We start from the raw sequence: 15,925 nt of genomic DNA, 5'->3' as shown, positions 1-15,925 counted from the left end.
TGCTACGGTCCCCGGTGTGTATGACGGTGATGTTCTCGCGGGCAACTGGCGGCGGCCGGGCAAGGGCACGATCCCGAAGGTGCCCGCCGAACCCGACCTCGTGGTGGAGGACGCCGACAGCGGGTTCTGCGGCGCGGTCGTGGCCTGCGACAAGGAGGCCGTCACGCTGGAGGACCGGTTCGGCCGGCGGCGCCTGTTCCCGCTGGCACCGGCCGCGTTCCTGCTGGAGGGCAGGCCCGTGACGCTGGTGCGGCCGGTCGCGGCGCCGAGCGGGCCGAGGCGCAGCGCGTCGGGGTCGATCGCGGTCGAAGGGCTGCGCGCCAAGGTCGCCAAGGAGAGCCGCATCTACGTCGAGGGGGTGCACGACGCCGCCCTCGTCGAGAAGATCTGGGGTCACGACCTGCGCGTGGAGGGGGTGGTCGTCGAGTACCTGGAGGGCGTCGACGACCTGCCCGCGATCGTCGAGGAGTTCGGCCCCGGTCCGGGGCGCCGGCTGGGGGTCCTGGTGGACCATCTGGTGCCCGGCTCCAAGGAGAGCCGCATCGCGGCCCGGGTGACCTCTCCGGAGGTGCTGGTGGTCGGGCACCCGTTCGTCGACATCTGGCAGGCGGTCAAGCCGTCCGCGCTGCGCATCCCCGCCTGGCCGGACGTGCCGCGCGGGGTGCCGTGGAAGGAGGGCGTGATCGCCGCCCTGGGGTGGCGCGTGGAGCCCGCCGAGGCGTGGCGGCGCATCCTGGGGGCCGTCTCCTCGTTCGCGGATCTGGAGCCCGAGCTGCTCGGCCGGGTGGAGGAACTGATCGACTTCGTCACGGAGGCACCCTGACCCGGGACCCGCCGCGTCACCAGCCACGGGCCCGCGGTCGGGTGGCCAGGGCCACGGTCACGGCCGGTCCTGTTCCCGATCGTGTGGATCGTGTCGCTGGTCCTCCACGTCCGGGCGGCGCCGGCCGCGCACCGCCGCTTCCCCGTCTCCGTCCGCCTGATCAGCTGACCAGGTCGCGTACCAGCGCGTCGGCGAGCAGCCGGCCCTTCAGGGTGAGGACCATGAGGCCGCCCTTGAACGCCTCCGGCTCCAGCAGCCCGCCACCGAGCGCGGCGGCGACGGCCGTCCGCGCGCCGGGGGCGACGTCGGCCAGCGGGTAGCCGGACACCAGCCGGAGCTCCAGCATGAGGCGTTCGGTCTCACGGTCGTCGGCGGTGAGCACCTCCCGCGCGTGGGCGGGCGAGACGCCCGCGGTCAGGCGCTGGGCGTAGGCGGCGGGGTGCTTGACGTTCCACCAGCGGGTGCCGCCGACGTGGCTGTGGGCGCCGGGGCCGGCGGCCCACCAGTCGCCGCCGGTCCAGTAGAGCAGGTTGTGGCGGCAGCGGGCGGCGTCGGACGTGGCCCAGTTCGACACCTCGTACCAGCGGAACCCGGCCTCGCCGAGCATCGCGTCGGCGATCTGGTAGCGGTCGGCGGCCACGTCGTCGTCGGGCATGGGCAGCTCACCGCGCCGGATGCGGGCCGCCAGGCGGGTGCCGTCCTCGACGATGAGCGAGTACGCGGAGACGTGGTCGGGCTCGGCCTCGATGGCGGCGGCGAGCGAGGCCCGCCAGTCGTCGTCGGACTCACCCGGCGTGCTGTAGATGAGGTCGAGGTTGACGTGGTCGAACCCGGCCGCGCGCGCCTCCTTCACGGCCTGCCCGGCCCGGCCGGGGGTGTGATGGCGGTCGAGGACCTTGAGCACGTGCTCACGGGCGCTCTGCATGCCGAAGCTGACGCGGGTGAAGCCGCCCTCGCGCAGGCTCTCCAGCGAGGCGGGGCCGACGGACTCGGGGTTGGCCTCGGTGGTGACCTCGGCTCCCGGCGCGAGGCCGAACTCGTCCCTGACGGCCGCGAGGACGCGGACCAGGTCGGCCGGGGGCAGCAGCGTGGGGGTGCCGCCGCCGAAGAACACCGTCTGGACCGGGAGGTCGGCGTCGCCGAGGACGCGCCGCGCCAGCCGCACCTCCTCGACGACCGTGTCGGCGTAGTCGCGCTGCGAGGCGCCGGGGCCCAGCTCGGCGGCGGTGTAGGTGTTGAAGTCGCAGTAGCCGCAGCGCGTCACGCAGAACGGCACGTGGACGTAGAAGCCGAACGGGCGCTCGCCGAGGCCGCGCAGCGCGCTCTCGGGGAGCTCGCCCGAGGCGGGCGCGGCTTCGCCGTCGGGCAGGGTGGATGGCACACCTCCAGTCTGCCCGCCACCACCGACCACCCTGACCACGGGCCTGCAGACCACGGGCCCAGATCACGGGCTCAGACCACGGGCCCCCGGACCACGGGTCACGCCTTCCCCGGCTCCCCTCCACGGCGGTGCGGGTCCGACAAGGCCGGGAGGCGCGACGGGCCGGCTCGCTCAGGTCAACGTGCCGTTCCGAGCACCCGGTCGGCCACGTCGTCCCAGAAGGCCGAGCGTCCCGGGACGGCCAGCACGCGCCGCAGCAGCTCCTTGTCGCCGTGGAACGCCCGGAACGCCTCGGCCACCGTCACCCCGTCGTGCGGCCGGTGCACGATCCGCACTCCGTCGCCGGCGCCCAGCTCGCCCGTCTCCACCACCCTCAGGTACGCGCCCGGCCGCCCGGCCTCCGTGAACCGGCGCACCCATCCCGGCTCGTCCATCCAGTTGCGGAACACCACGCACGGCACCCGTGGCCCGCTCACCTCCAGCACGGCCGACCCGACACGCCAGCGCTCCCCCAGCACCGCGCCGTTGACGTCGAGTCCCTCGGTCGTCAGATTCTCGCCGAACCTGCCGTCGCGCAGCCCACGTCGCAGCTCGGCCTCCCACCAGTCGTAGTCCTCGCGCGCGTACGCGTAGACGGCGTGGTCGCCGCCGCCGTGGTTGACCAGATCGCCCCGGCCGTCCCCGGCGACCCCTTCGGGGCGTACCTCCACCCGGTCGAGCACCGGTGCCTTGTCGATCGCCGTGCGCCCGGTCTTACCGGCCCAGGGGGCGTCCACTACTTTCCCGACATTTACCGAGATGACCCGCATAGCGCCGACGGTAACCGAGCCGTTCCCCGGCGGCGATCCCTTTTCCAGCCCCTTCCCCGGATTCGGAATCCGAGGTCATGGGAGACAGGCAGTTCTCCTCGCCCATCACACCGGCTCCTCGACCGCGAGCACCGTCGCCCGGCCGTCCGCACCGGCCGCACCGTCGCCGGCGCCCCCGCGAACGTCCTCGGCACGGCGGGCGCCGTACACGCCCTGCACGAAGCCGAAGATCGCCGAGACCAGGGCCGCCATGGCCGAGACGGCGAAGCTCCACCCCGCCCCGGCGCCGGACAACACCGCTCCCGTGACCGCGCCGGCCAGACTGCTCCCCACCACTCTGACCAGCGAGTTCACGCCTCCGGCCGCCGCCGTCCTGGCCGGCTCGACATGCTCGACCGCCATCGTGCCGAGCGCCGCGTAACCGAGCCCGATCCCCACGCCCAGGACGGCCGACGCCCCGTACAGGCTCGCCGGCGACCCGTGCGAGACGCTGAGCCAGAGGGCGGCGACCGCCACCACCACGGACCCCGCGCCGACCAGCGACGCCGCCGCGAACCGGCGCATCAGGCGGCCGGCGAGCAGCGAGACCGTCAGCATCAGCAGCGCCGCCGGCAGCAGGTACAGGCCGACCTGGAGGACCGAGGCGCCGAGCCGTCCCTGGGCCACGGACGACAGCGTGGTGATGGTGCCGAACAGTGCGAACCCCAGCAGCAGCGACGCCACCGTCGCCCCGACGGTCCCCCGGTGCAGCAGCATCGGGATCTCGATGAGCGGAGACGCGGCCCGCCGGGCCGAGACCACCCAGAGGGCGAACAGCGCGACGCTCGCCGCTAGCAGCCCCAGTGTGCCCGCCGAGGTCCAGCCCCAGGCCGCGCCCTTGCTGACGGCCAGCAGCAGGCAGACCAGCCAGGACGCCACGAGCGCCGCGCCCGCGTAGTCGGGACGTCCGGCGGCCTGAGGACGGCCGGGTTCACGGACGAACAGCATGATCAGTACCACTCCGGCGGCCCCGAGCCCCGCAAGGGTCCAGAACAGCGCCTGGTAGCCGCCTCCGGCCAGGCCCGCGAGGATCATGCCGGCCCCGCTGCCGACGCCGATCATGGCACTCAGCACGCCGATCGCCGTGGGCAGCCGGTCGCGCGTCACCTTCTGCCGGGCGATGCCCATGGCCAGGGGCAGGAGGGCTGCGGACACGCCCTGGAGCGCCCGGCCGGCGACGACCACGGACAGCGTGCCGGCCAGGGCGGCCATGACCGACCCGGCGACCAGGAGCAGGAGGGTGGCGACGGCCACGGGACGCCTGCCGTACAGGTCGCCGAGGCGTGACAACAGCGGGATGGTGACCGCGCCGGAGAGCAGGGAGGCGGTGAGCGCCCAGGAGACGGAGGTCAGCGGCGCGTGGAGCTCGCGTTGCAGCACGGGAAGCATCGGGACCACGGCCGTCATCTGGAGGGTGCCGACGGCCACGCCGAACGCGAGCACGCCCACGGCCGCCCATGGCGACTTTTTATACATGTATAAAAAGTAACATGGCAGGATGCCGGCGCGCACGGGGAGACCCCCCAAGATCTCCAAGGCGGACATCGTCTCCGCGGCCCACCGCGTCATCGACGAGGAGGGCACGCAGGCACTGACCATGCGCAGGCTGGCCCACGAGGTGGGCGCCACGCCGATGGCCCTCTACCACCACGTGCGCGACAAGGACGAGCTGCTCCTGCTGCTTCTGGACGACTACGCGGCCGGCGTGCCGCGACCCGAGCCGCAGGCGGGGTCCGCGGACCCGGGCGAGCGGATCGTGGCCGCCGCCGTCGCCATGCGCGTGGCGCTCATGGATGTCCCGTGGATCGTCGAGGTGCTCAGGGCCGACGATCTGATGTCGGCCCGCGCGCTGTGGTACCCGGAGCAGATCATCGACGCGGCCGTCCAGGGGGGCCTGACCGCGGAGGACGCCGTGGACGCGTACCGGATCATCTGGCACTACACGGCGGGCGAGATCGCCGCGCGCGCGGCCGCAGCGCGCCGGCGCGAGGACGGCAGGCCGACGTACCGGAGCCAGGTGTTCGAGAACCTCGACGCGGCGCAATTCCCCAGGATCGCCTCACTGGGCGGCCGATGGGAGGAGCTGACGGCCCGCGACACCTACGCCAAAGGGGTACGGGCCCTGGTGCGCGGCCTGCTGAGCCCTCCCCCGGTCTGAGCTCCGCCCGGCGGGGCCTCACCCCCTGGTGCCGTCACGGTCACCGGCGGCCCCAGCCGGCCCGGTCGGCGAACCGGTCCGTACGGTCGCGGGCCGCCTTGCCGGCACGGTCACGCGCGACCGCGCCTGACAGGTTGAGCTGCGACTCGGCATCGAAGCCCGCCAGCTGTAACAGCTTCTCCAGCGCGGCCTGCCGGGTCTCCTCCAGGGTGGCGCCCCGCTCCCCGAAACAGTCGGCCGCCACGTCGAGCACGGCCGTGACCACGGCCGCGTCGGGGTAGGGCACGTCGATCACAAGGGCGCCGTCCTTCGCCCGATCCGCCGGCACCAGGTGCAGCCGCAGCAGCCGCCGCATCTCCTCGGCCATCGCGACCCCCAGCACGGCCGCCCGCTCGAACCTCTCAGCAGCAAGCATGTCTCTCTCCAGTCGCACAGGTGTTCGTGAACACCAACGCTAGACGGCGCCACCGACAGAATCCGGGTGCCCGGGCCGCACATCAGCAACCCGCGCGAGACGATCTACGGATTAGGCTCGAACGGTGTACGAAAAGACCGTCGTCGCCGAAGACCTCCATGTCGCCCTTGGTGACGGCCCCGTCCTCGAAGGGTTCTCGCTGAGCGCGTCCCCCGGCGAGATCGTCGCCGTCGTGGGCCAGAACGGTTCGGGCAAGTCCACGCTGCTCCGCTGCCTGGCCGGCCTCCAGCCGGCCGGCGGGGGCCGAGTCACCGTGTTCGGGGCCCCACCGGCCGACGACGCCGCGTTCTGGCGGGACGTCGCGCTGCTGGCCGACGAGCCCGCCTGGTACCCCGGCCTGACCAGCCGCGAGCACCTGGAACTCGTCCAGGCCGTCCACGGCGCGCCGCGCATGACCGCCGAAGCGGCTCTGAGCGTCTTCGGCCTGGCCGGGCGCGCCGACGCGCCGCCGCAGAACCTGTCCACCGGCCAGCGCCAGCGCCTCTCCCTGGCCGCCACCTTCCTCCGGCCCAGCCGGCTGCTCCTTCTCGACGAGCCCGAGCGCGGGCTGGACGCCTCCTTCCGCGTACGGCTCGGCGAGCTGATCGACGCGTACGCGGCCGGCGGCGGCACCGTCGTCATGGCCACGCACGACCCCGCCCTGGCGGCCCGCGCACGCCAGGTCTCCCCCGCCGGCCAGGCGACGGCATGAGCTCCCCGCACTCCCCTGATCCCGCCGCGGTGCGGTGGTTCCTGCGGCAGCGGCGGCAGGGCTCCACGAGCGCGCTCGACCGGTACGTCACCGTGTTCGGCGTCGCCCTCGTGGGTGTCGTCGCCGCGCATCCCATCTCCTCGCTGCTCGCGAGCATGGCGGGGGCGACCACGACGGCCCGCATGAGCGCGGGACTGGCGCTGGTCGTGCTGGCCTTCGCCGGGTTCACCGCCGCCGCCCGGGCCGCCGGGCCCGTGGCGCTGTCCGCTCCCGACGCGTCATGGCTGCTGCTGGCGCCGCTGGGACGGCGCGGGATCCTGGGCCGGACGGCGCGCCTGCTGCTGGTGGCCGCCGTGGTGGCGGGCGCGCTGCTCGGGCTGGCGCTGCTGGCCGTGCTCGGCGCGCCGGACCGGCTCCTCTGGCGGCTGGCCGGGGCCCTGGTGGTCGGCGTGGGCGCGACGGTGAGCACCATGGCCCTGGCCGTTCTGGAGCAGGCGTCCAGGCTCTGGGACGGCTGGCTGGGCATCGCGACGGGTGCGCTGGTGACGCTGGCCGTGGTGCTGAGCGTGGCGGCGATGGGCGCCCGGACAGCCCGTCCCGCACTCACCGGAGCCGACCTGACGACGGGTGCCGGAAGCGTGTCAGGGATCGGCGGTGTCACGGGAGGCGAGGCAGGGCTCGTCCCTGCTGTCCTCCACGCGGTCCTGGGAGCGGTGGGCGCCGTGGCCGCCGCTCCTCCCGCCGTCGTGGCGGGCGTCGCTGTGACGGCCGCCCTGACAGCCGCCCTCCTCGTACGGCAGGCGTGGGCCACCCTGGACCGGATGCCGGCCGGAGCCGTGCTGGCCGCCTCCACCCGGGCCGCGCACGTCACCCGGGCGGCCGTGCTCCTCGATCCCGGGGCGCTGACCTGGATCGCCGAGGACAACCACTGGAGCGCCAGGAGGCTGCGGTCCAGGAGGTGGCCGTCGCTTCCGGCGCCGGCGGCGCTGGCCTGGCACGACTGGCGCCGCCTCGCCCGCCGGCCGGGCCGCCTGATCGCGATGGCCGCCTCCGCCGCCCTCCCCGCCATCCTGGCCCAGGCCCTGGGCGTCACGGCCAGCGGACCGGGAGTGCCTACGGCGGCGGCCGTTCTGGCCGGGGCCGTGGCCGTGGCAGCGGCTGCTGTGGCGGGGGCGCGCCGGGACGGCGACAACCCCACCCTGGCCAGGCTCGCCGCCGTCGGCCTGCGACCGGCACTCGCCGCCCGGGCCATGCTGCCCGCGCTCCTCGCCGGCGCCTGGACGGCCGCCGCGCTGACCGGCCTGACGCTGGTGGGCGCGTTGCCCGCCGGGGCGTGGTGGGCGTTCGGCCCGGCAGTCGCGCCCGCCGTGGCCGCCGGGGCGCTCCGGATGGCACGCAGGCGGCCCATCGACCACTCCATGCCGGTCATCGACACCCCGGGCGGCGCCATCCCCACGGGCCCGCTGCTCTGGGCGCTGACCGGCGTCGACGTCGCCTTGGCCGGCTGCCTGCCGGCCGTCGTCGCGCTCCTGGCCCCGCCGGACGGCCTGGCCATGTTGCTGGTGGCGCAGGCCGTGGCGGGTCCGCTGATGCTCGCGACCTACCTGCTGAGGGCGCGGAAGCCGACGATCAGCTGAGAAGCGGTGGAGAGCCGCGCCCGGGGAACCGGGCGCGGCGATGGTCGGACGATGGCTGGACGCGGGCGAGGGTCAGCGCTTGGACTTGTCGGCGCTGGAGTCGGTCGACAGGGCGGCGACGAACGCCTCCTGCGGAACCTCCACGCGGCCGACCATCTTCATGCGCTTCTTGCCCTCCTTCTGCTTCTCCAGCAGCTTGCGCTTGCGGGAGATGTCGCCGCCGTAGCACTTGGCGAGGACGTCCTTGCGGATGGCGCGGATGTTCTCGCGGGCGATGACGCGGGCGCCGATGGCCGCCTGGATGGGCACCTCGAACTGCTGCCTCGGGATCAGCTCGCGCAGCTTCTTGGCCATGTCGACCCCGTAGGCGTACGCCTTGTCCTTGTGCACGATCGCGCTGAAGGCGTCGACCGGCTCGCCCTGCAGCAGGATGTCGACCTTGACCAGGTCGGCCTCCTCCTCGCCGGCGGGCTCGTAGTCGAGCGAGGCGTAGCCGCGGGTGCGGGACTTGAGCTGGTCGAAGAAGTCGAAGATGATCTCGCCGAGCGGCAGCGTGTAGCGGATCTCGACACGGTCCTCCGACAGGTAGTCCATGCCCTTGAGCTGCCCGCGACGGCCCTGGCAGATCTCCATGATCGCGCCGATGAACTCGGACGGCGCGAGGATCGTGGACTTGGTGACCGGCTCGAAGACCTGCGAGATCTTGCCGCCGGTGGGGAACTCCGACGGGTTGGTGACCGTGAGCTCGCTGCCGTCCTCCATGACCACGCGGTAGACGACGTTGGGGGCGGTCGAGATCAGCGACAGGCCGAACTCGCGCTCCAGCCGCTCACGCACGATCTCCATGTGCAGCAGGCCAAGGAAGCCGACGCGGAAGCCGAAGCCGAGCGCGGCCGACGTCTCCGGCTCGTAGACCAGCGCGGCGTCGTTGAGCTGGAGCTTGTCGAGCGCCTCGCGCAGCTCGGGGTACTCGTCGCCGTCGATCGGGTACAGGCCCGAGAAGACCATGGGCTTGGGGTGCTCGTAGCCGGCCAGCATCTCGCCGGCCGGGTTGGCCGAGGAGGTGACGGTGTCGCCGACACGTGACTGGCGGACGTCCTTCACGCCGGTGATGAGGTAGCCCACCTCGCCGACGCCCAGTCCGCGCTCGGCGGGCTTGGGCTCGGGCGAGATGACGCCGATCTCCAGCGTCTCGTGGGTGGCGGCGGTGGACATCATGAGGATGCGCTCGCGCTTGCTCAGGTGGCCGTCGATCACCCGGACGTACGTGACGACGCCCCGGTAGGTGTCGTACACCGAGTCGAAGATCAGCGCGCGGGCGGCGGCGTCGGCGTCGCCCACCGGCGCCGGCACGGAGGCGACCACGTGGTCGAGCAGCTCGCGCACGCCCGCACCGGTCTTGCCGGACACGCGCAGCACGTCGGAGGGCTCGCAGCCGATGAGGCCGGCGAGCTCCTCGGCGAACTTCTCGGGCTGCGCGGCGGGCAGGTCGATCTTGTTGAGCACCGGGATGATGTGCAGGTCGGCGTTCATGGCCAGGTAGAGGTTGGCCAGGGTCTGGGCCTCGATGCCCTGGGCGGCGTCGACCAGCAGGACCGCGCCCTCGCACGCCTGGAGGGAGCGCGACACCTCGTAGGTGAAGTCGACGTGGCCGGGCGTGTCGATCATGTTGAGCACGTGACCGTCCCACGGCAGCCGGACGGCCTGGGATTTGATCGTGATGCCGCGTTCGCGCTCGATGTCCATCCGGTCGAGGTACTGCGCGCGCATGGAGCGGTCGTCCACCACGCCGGTGATCTGCAACATCCGGTCGGCAAGGGTGGACTTGCCGTGGTCGATGTGCGCGATGATGCAGAAGTTGCGGATCAACGCGGGGTCGGTCTGGCCAGGCTGAGTGCGCACCGAAGTCCGTTTCGACAGGGTTGAGGTCAAGCGTCTTTCATGGTGACATGCCCGGGTGATCCCCCGAACCGTCATCCGCCGCGGCCTGCGCCTGCTCGCGCTTGCCTTGGTCGTCGTGGTCGCGCTGGTCGGCCTCCTGGCCGCCGCGTTCCGTGTCCAGTTTACCGGCGCTCCGGCAGGCTGGGCGAAGAGCACGGGCAACGACGCCCTCTGGCTGGGCCACATGTGGGTGGACGGCCGCCGTACGCGGCAGGATGTACAGAATCTGGCGGTACGGCTGCGCGGCACGGGCATCAAGGACGTGTACGTCCATTCCGGTCCGTTCGCGGCCGACGGCCGCTTGGACCCCGCCAAGTACCCCGCCGCCCGTGACTTCCTGGCATGGGTGCGCGAGGCCCTGCCCGGCGTCCGCGTCTCCGCCTGGCTCGGCCAGAAGGTCGACGGCACCCTCGACCTCGACGACGCCGAGTCCCGGGCCAACGTGCTCGACGGCGTCCGGGACGTGGTCGCGGCCGGATACGACGGCGTCCACTACAACTTCGAGCCCATCGGCAGCGGCGACGAGGAGTTCCTCGACCTGCTGGCGCGGACCAGGCCCCTCACCAGGCTGCTGTCCACCTCGACCCCGCAGGTCGAGCCGTACCCGCTCCTGCGCCTGACCGCCCGCGCGGCGATCTCCCACGACAAGTACTGGTCGCAGGACTACTTCCGGCGGGTCGCGGAGCGCGTGGACCAGGTGGCGGTCATGACGTACGACACCGGCATGCCGTCCGGGTCGCTCTACGGCGGATTCGTCGCGCGCCAGGCCGAGCTGGCCCTCGGCCTGGTCCCGGAGCGGACCCACCTGCTGATCGGCGCCCCCGCGTACCACGACCACGGCGTCTCCTGGAGCGACGCCGCGGAGAGCGTGGCGGACGCGGCGCGCGCCGCCAAGCTGGCGCTGTCGGAGCACGGCCCTCGCCGGAATTTCGGCCTCGCGCTGTACGTGGACTTCGCGGCGACAGAGGAGGACTGGAGGGAGTACGCTGCACAGTGGCTCGTTTGACGGAGCACACCCAGGTCGTTGATTTGAGCAGCCGCCTGGGTTATTGGTATCCTGTACAACTGCGTGTGGCGCGCCCTCTCTCGAGCCCGCGCGCCCCATCCATCACCCAGACTTTCTTCGAGGCTTCTTCGTGGCGAACATCAAGTCCCAGATCAAGCGCAACAAGCAGAACGAGAAGGCCCGCCTGCGCAACAAGGCGGTCAAGTCGTCCCTGAAGACGGCCGTTCGCAAGTTCCGTGAGGCCGCCGAGCAGGGCGACCTCGAGCAGGCCGCCGCGGCGCAGCGCATCGCCGCCCGTCAGCTGGACAAGGCCGTCAGCAAGGGCGTCATCCACAAGAACCAGGCCGCCAACCGCAAGTCGGCGATCGCCAAGCAGGCCGCCGCGCTGGCCGCCAAGTAACCTGGTTCTTCGAGCGCCGCACTTCACCTGTGAAGTGCGGCGTTTGCAGTTCCCCACCCCATATCCGCCGATAACGGCGATGTCCAGCCGTTCCGTGTCACAGTTTCGATATCACATCGGCGTCGCCGCACCGTATCGGCTGCGTCACCGTTGCCAAGATCCCTTGCCCTCGTCCCGGTGAGTCCCCAGAGTTCACACAGGACGGCGGAAGGGAGCACCGTGCGGGGGCCGTGGGTGGTCAGGCGCGCGCTCAGCGAGCCGTTGCTGCTGCTGGTGGCGTTCGGGTCGATCCTGCTGGCGACGACCACGCTGGTGTCGCTCACCATGTACGCCACGTCCACGGCCGAGGCGGGCCTGCGGCGCGCGATGGAGACCGCCCCGCTGGGCCAGGTGGCCGCGGCCGTCTCCACCCCCGTGACGGCCGAGACGTTCCCCCGGCTGGACAAGGTCGTGCGTGAGCGGACCGGCGCCGCGTACACCGGCACCCCTGTCACGATCACCACCAGCATCCGCTCCGACTCGTACGTGCTGCCCGGCCAGGAGCGCCGCAAGCAGCCCGGCCTGCTCAGGTTCGGCACCCACGACGGCCTCGACCGGCACGCCAGGCTCGTGTCGGGCTCCTGGCCACGGCCCGCGCCGGACGGGGCCGGCCAGGTCGAGGCGGCGGTGTCCCTGTCCGCGGCGTCGGCGGCCGGTTGGAAGGCCGGGCAGGAGTTCACCACCGAGGGCCGCCTCGACCACCGGCCGGTACGGGTACGGCTCACCGGCGTCTTCCAGCTCGACGACCCGTTCGGCGACCGCTGGGCCGGCGAGCAGCTGCTCAGCCGGGGCGTGGAGACCGGCCAGTTCACCACGTACGGGCCGGTGATGGTGGCCCGTGAGACGTTCCTCGCCCGCTTCGCCACCAGCGTCAACGCCACCTGGACCGCCGTCCCCGACCTGCGCGGCCTCACCCCGGAGGCGCTGCGGCCCTTCGCCGGCCGGGTGGCCGGGCTGCGCCAGTCCCTCCAGGACGCCGGCTGCCGGTCCTGCACCGCCACCAGCCGCCTGCCGGAGCTGCTGTCCCAGCTCGGCACGGCCGCGCTGGTGGCCCGCTCCACCATGCTCATCCCGGTGCTCCAGCTTCTGCTGCTGGCCGCGTACGCGCTCATGCTCACCGCGCGGCTGCTCGCCGACCACCGCCGGATGGAGGTCGCTCTGCTGCGCTCGCGCGGCGCGGGCACGTCCCGGCTGGCCGCGCTGGCGGCCGGCGAGGCGCTGCTGGTGGCGTTGCCGTGCGCGGCGGTCGCGCCGTTCCTCGGGCCGCCCCTGCTGTCGCTGATCGGGTCGCTGCCGTGGATCGCGGCCTCGGGCGTGCGGCTGACGCCGCAGGCCGGGCCGGGCACGTTCCTGGTGTCCACGGGTGTGGCGCTGGCCTCGGCCGGGCTGCTCGTGCTGCCGGCGCTCGCGGGCGCCCGCCGTACGTACGTCGAGGAGCAGGCGACGCGCGGGCGCGGGGTCGGGCGCGGCCTGGTCGAGCGGGCGGGCGCCGACGTGGCGCTGCTCGTGGTCGCCGTGCTGGCCATCTGGCAGCTACGCCGGTACGGCTCGCCCGTCACCGCCACGGCCACCGGCGAGCTGGGCGTCGACCCGCTGATCGTCTCCGGGCCCGCGCTGGCGCTGCTCACCGGCGGCATGCTGGGCCTGCGGCTGGTGCCGCGCGTGTCCCGGCTCGCCGAGCGGCTGACGGCGCGCCGCCGGGCGCTCGCCCCCGCGCTCGGTGCCTGGCAGGTCAGCAGGCGCCCGCTGCGGTACTCCGGGCCCGCGCTGCTGCTGACCATGGCCATCGCGATCGGGATCATGTCGATGGCCACAGCCGCCACCTGGCGGACCTCGCAGCAGGACCAGGCGGACCACCGGGCCGGTGCCGACCTGCGGCTCTCCGGGCCTCCCGACGGGCCGGAGCTGGGAGCCCTCGGGCGGGGCACGGCCTTCGCCGCGCTGCCGGGCGTCACGGCGATCTCCCCGGCGTTCCGGGGACAGGCCGAGTTCGGCGGCGGCGACGCCGTGCTGCTCGGCCTCGACGCCACGCGGCTGGCCGAGCTGTTCAGGCTGCGCCCGGACCTGTCGGACCGGGACACGGGCGAGCTGTCCCGCGCGCTGCGCCCCGCCGGGCCGGGCTCCGGTGGCCTGGAGGTCCCCGGCCGGCCCGCCACACTCACGGTCGAGGTCCGTTCGGACGGCGCGGCGCCGCTGCGGCTGACCGTCTCCGACGCGCTCGGCATGTGGCGCGACCTCCCCCTGGGCGCCCTGCGCGCCGGCGACAACCGCTTCGAGGCGGACCTGAGCGGCCTGGCCGGGCGGGGCGGGAAGATCGCCTACCCGCTGCGGATCCGCGGCGTCACCGCCGGGCCGGTCGCGGAGGGCCGGGCCGAGGTGACGCTGACCGGCCTGAGCGCCGGCGGCCGGCCACTCGCCGTGCCGGGCGGCTCCGGGCCGCTGGAGGCCACCGGGATCCGGCCGGCCGTCTTCACGCCGGGCGCGGTCCCGGCCGCCGGGCCGCTGCCCGTGGTGCTCACGACCGGGCTCGCCGAGTCGCTCGAGCTGCGGGCCGGGCAGAGGGGGCGCGTCACGCTGGACCGGGACGTCGTCGAGGTGGAGGTGGCCGGCATCGTCGAGCGGATGCCCACGACGGCCGGCGACCAGCAGGCCGTTCTCGCCGACTGGGCGGCGCTCCAGTCCCGCGCCCTGGCGGCCGGGCAGCAGCCGCGGCCCGCGACCGAATGGTGGCTGGCCGTGCGCGACGGCGACACCGCGCCCGCCTGCGCCGCCCTCGACCGCCGGCCCGAGTGGGACGTGACCGCGGTCGACCGGCGCGAGCTGACCACCGCGTTGCGCGACGACCCGCTCGCCGGCGGCCTGCAGGGGGCGTTGATCCTCGGATTCGTGGCGGCGCTGGTGTTCGCGGTGCTCGGGTTCCTGGTCAACGCCACGGTCGCGGTCAGGGAGCGGGCCGCGGAGTTCGCCGTGCTGCGAGCGCTGGGGGTCGGCTCGCGGCAGGTGCTCGGGCTGCTGGCCGTGGAGCAGGCGTTCGTCGTCGGCCTGTCGCTGGTGGCGGGCACCGCGCTCGCCGCCGTCATGAACGTTCTCGTCGTGCCGCACGTCGTGCTCACCGGGCAGGCGTCGGCCGTCACGCCGGACGTGGTGCTCGACGTTCCCTGGGCCGCCATCGCCGGCATGCTGGCGCTGGTGACGGCCCTGCTGTTCGCCATCGTCGCCGGGCTCGCGCGCGCGGTGCGCGGGCGCGGGGCCCGCCTGGGGGAGCTCCAGTGAAGTCCTTGGTGCCGGCGCGCGTCCATCTCGGCCCTGTGACGCTGCTGGCCGTGCTCACGCTGAGCGCCTGCCTGCTGGTCGGCGGGCTGCCGCGGGCCGTCCAGGCGTCCCTCGACGACGCCCTGCACGCGTCCCTGAGCGACGCGGCGGCGTTGCAGACCGACCTCCTCGCGCAGGTGGAGCCGGCCTCGGCGGAGGCGACCCTGCGCGAGCCCGCCCAGTTCGCCGCCGGCGAGGAGCGGCTGCGCTCGCTCCTGCCCGCGCCGCTCCGGCCGCTCGTGCTGCCGCCCGGCCGGGGCACCAGCCACGCCAGCGCCACGACGTACGACACGCCGGTCCACGGCACCGGCGGCATGCGGTACCTCAACCTCGGCTGGCTGTCCGACGCCGACCGGCGGGTGCGCTGGGTCGAGGGCAGGCGGCCCGGCGCGCCGGCCTCCATGACGTACGAGCGGGAGAGCATTCCCGTGTTCGAGGTCGGCGTCTCCGAGGACGCCCGCGCCAAGATGGGGCTGGAGATCGGCGCCACGCGGATCCTCGGCGAGAGCGACTACGCGGCCGTCAAGGTCGTGGGCGTGTTCGCCGCGTACGACCCGGCCGACCGCTACTGGACCCACCACGCCGACGTCCTGCGGGTCACCGAGACGCAACCACCCGGCAAGACCGACCTGGAGCGGCGCGCCACGGCCCTCATCTCCGAGGCCGGCCTGACACGGCTGAACGGCGACGACCGCAACCTCGTCTACACCTGGGTGCTCGGCCTGGACCCGGCCGCGCCCACCTCGCTCGGCGCCGCCGAGGTGAAGGACGCCGTCGCCGACTACGAGCGGACGGTGTCGGTGGAGGCGCCGGCCTCCGGCCGCTACCGGCTGGTGACCGGGCTGCCCGGGCTGCTCGACGGCTTCCTCACCGCGCAGGGCACCGCGCGGACCGTGATGGTCCTCGTGCTCGGCGGGTTGCTGGCCGTATCCGCCGGCGTGATCGTGCTGGGCGTGCGGCTGCTGTCCGAACGGGCCGACCCGGCGCTGGCGCTCGCCCGGGCGCGCGGCGCGTCCCTGCCACAGCTGGCCTTCGCCGGGGCGGGGCCGGTGGCGCTCGCCGCCGTGCCGGCCGCCGTCGCCGGGTACGCCCTGTCGTGGCTGGTGCCCGGACCCGCCACGTTCGTCGTCCACGCCGGGCCGGCGCTGGTGCTCGCCGCGGCCGTCGGGTTCGCCGCCCTGCGGCCGGTCGTCGCCCACCGCGCGCCGCTGCGC

The 15,925-nt window shown here is 73.9% G+C and carries 12 protein-coding genes and 1 pseudogene; 8 read left to right on the top strand and 5 right to left on the bottom strand.

Translation table 11 applies throughout. The features are described 5' to 3' along the window. Positions 1 to 16 precede the first annotated feature (16 nt). Positions 17 to 823 carry a DUF3097 domain-containing protein gene (locus ABZS51_RS08800; RefSeq protein ID WP_355437886.1) on the top strand — a complete coding sequence of 269 codons (807 nt, stop codon included), beginning with the start codon at positions 17 to 19 and terminating at the stop codon, positions 821 to 823. Positions 824 to 983: 160 nt separating this feature from the next. On the opposite strand, the gene hemW is transcribed toward ABZS51_RS08800, so the two are convergent. The 3 genes from hemW to ABZS51_RS08785 all read right to left on the bottom strand — a co-directional run bounded on the left by hemW (position 984) and on the right by ABZS51_RS08785 (position 4,528). Then, positions 984 to 2,204, bottom strand: coding sequence for a radical SAM family heme chaperone HemW (gene hemW, locus ABZS51_RS08795; protein WP_355437884.1), 1,221 nt, complete (start codon positions 2,202 to 2,204; stop codon positions 984 to 986). 176 nt (positions 2,205 to 2,380) lie between these two features. Beyond that, the gene (locus tag ABZS51_RS08790) at positions 2,381 to 3,013 is read right to left on the bottom strand and encodes an MOSC domain-containing protein (protein ID WP_355437882.1); all 633 of its coding nucleotides are present in this window, start codon (positions 3,011 to 3,013) and stop codon (positions 2,381 to 2,383) included. Between the two features lie 105 nt (positions 3,014 to 3,118). Next, entirely contained in the window at positions 3,119 to 4,528 is a 1,410-nt protein-coding gene (locus ABZS51_RS08785; protein WP_355437880.1) for an MFS transporter, read from the bottom strand. A 22-nt stretch (positions 4,529 to 4,550) separates the two neighbouring features. Between ABZS51_RS08785 and ABZS51_RS08780 the strand changes: the two genes are divergently transcribed. Then, on the top strand, positions 4,551 to 5,210 hold the full coding sequence (locus ABZS51_RS08780) for a TetR/AcrR family transcriptional regulator (RefSeq protein ID WP_355437878.1): 660 nt from the start codon (positions 4,551 to 4,553) through the stop codon (positions 5,208 to 5,210). A 40-nt stretch (positions 5,211 to 5,250) separates the two neighbouring features. Here ABZS51_RS08780 and ABZS51_RS08775 read toward each other — a convergent pair whose 3' ends face one another. Beyond that, the gene (locus ABZS51_RS08775; protein WP_355437876.1) at positions 5,251 to 5,625 is read right to left on the bottom strand and encodes a hypothetical protein; all 375 of its coding nucleotides are present in this window, start codon (positions 5,623 to 5,625) and stop codon (positions 5,251 to 5,253) included. Positions 5,626 to 5,749: 124 nt separating this feature from the next. Here ABZS51_RS08775 and ccmA point away from each other — a divergent pair, with 124 nt between their 5' ends. After that, complete coding sequence (ccmA, locus tag ABZS51_RS08770; protein WP_355437874.1) at positions 5,750 to 6,376, top strand: heme ABC exporter ATP-binding protein CcmA; 627 nt, start codon at positions 5,750 to 5,752, stop codon at positions 6,374 to 6,376. Next, positions 6,373 to 8,013, top strand: coding sequence for a DUF6297 family protein (locus ABZS51_RS08765; RefSeq protein WP_355437872.1), 1,641 nt, complete (start codon positions 6,373 to 6,375; stop codon positions 8,011 to 8,013). The genes ccmA and ABZS51_RS08765 overlap by 4 nt, the downstream gene beginning before the upstream one ends. A 72-nt stretch (positions 8,014 to 8,085) precedes the next feature. On the opposite strand, the gene lepA is transcribed toward ABZS51_RS08765, so the two are convergent. Next, positions 8,086 to 9,915 (bottom strand): translation elongation factor 4, encoded by a 1,830-nt coding sequence (gene lepA / locus ABZS51_RS08760; protein ID WP_355437870.1) that lies wholly within the window; start codon positions 9,913 to 9,915, stop codon positions 8,086 to 8,088. A 55-nt stretch (positions 9,916 to 9,970) separates the two neighbouring features. Here lepA and ABZS51_RS08755 point away from each other — a divergent pair, with 55 nt between their 5' ends. From ABZS51_RS08755 to ABZS51_RS08740, 4 genes and pseudogenes are all read left to right on the top strand, one after another. Next, positions 9,971 to 10,960: a hypothetical protein gene (locus ABZS51_RS08755; protein ID WP_355437868.1), complete on the top strand. Its 990-nt coding sequence runs from the start codon at positions 9,971 to 9,973 to the stop codon at positions 10,958 to 10,960. Between the two features lie 130 nt (positions 10,961 to 11,090). Continuing rightward, positions 11,091 to 11,360: a 30S ribosomal protein S20 gene (gene rpsT, locus ABZS51_RS08750; protein WP_310710404.1), complete on the top strand. Its 270-nt coding sequence runs from the start codon at positions 11,091 to 11,093 to the stop codon at positions 11,358 to 11,360. A 219-nt stretch (positions 11,361 to 11,579) separates the two neighbouring features. After that, a complete protein-coding gene (locus tag ABZS51_RS08745) occupies positions 11,580 to 14,672 on the top strand; it encodes an ABC transporter permease (protein ID WP_355437866.1) in 3,093 nt (1,030 codons plus the stop codon). Further along, positions 14,669 to 15,925: pseudogene (locus ABZS51_RS08740) on the top strand (hypothetical protein); the annotation flags it as partial. The gene ABZS51_RS08745 and the pseudogene ABZS51_RS08740, both read left to right, overlap by 4 nt.

The organism is Nonomuraea sp. NPDC005501, from assembly GCF_040605905.1.
Classification (GTDB): Bacteria; Actinomycetota; Actinomycetes; order Streptosporangiales; family Streptosporangiaceae; genus Nonomuraea.
The sequence above is the reverse complement of the archived record's forward strand: the minus strand, read 5'-3'. Positions and strand labels throughout refer to the sequence as shown.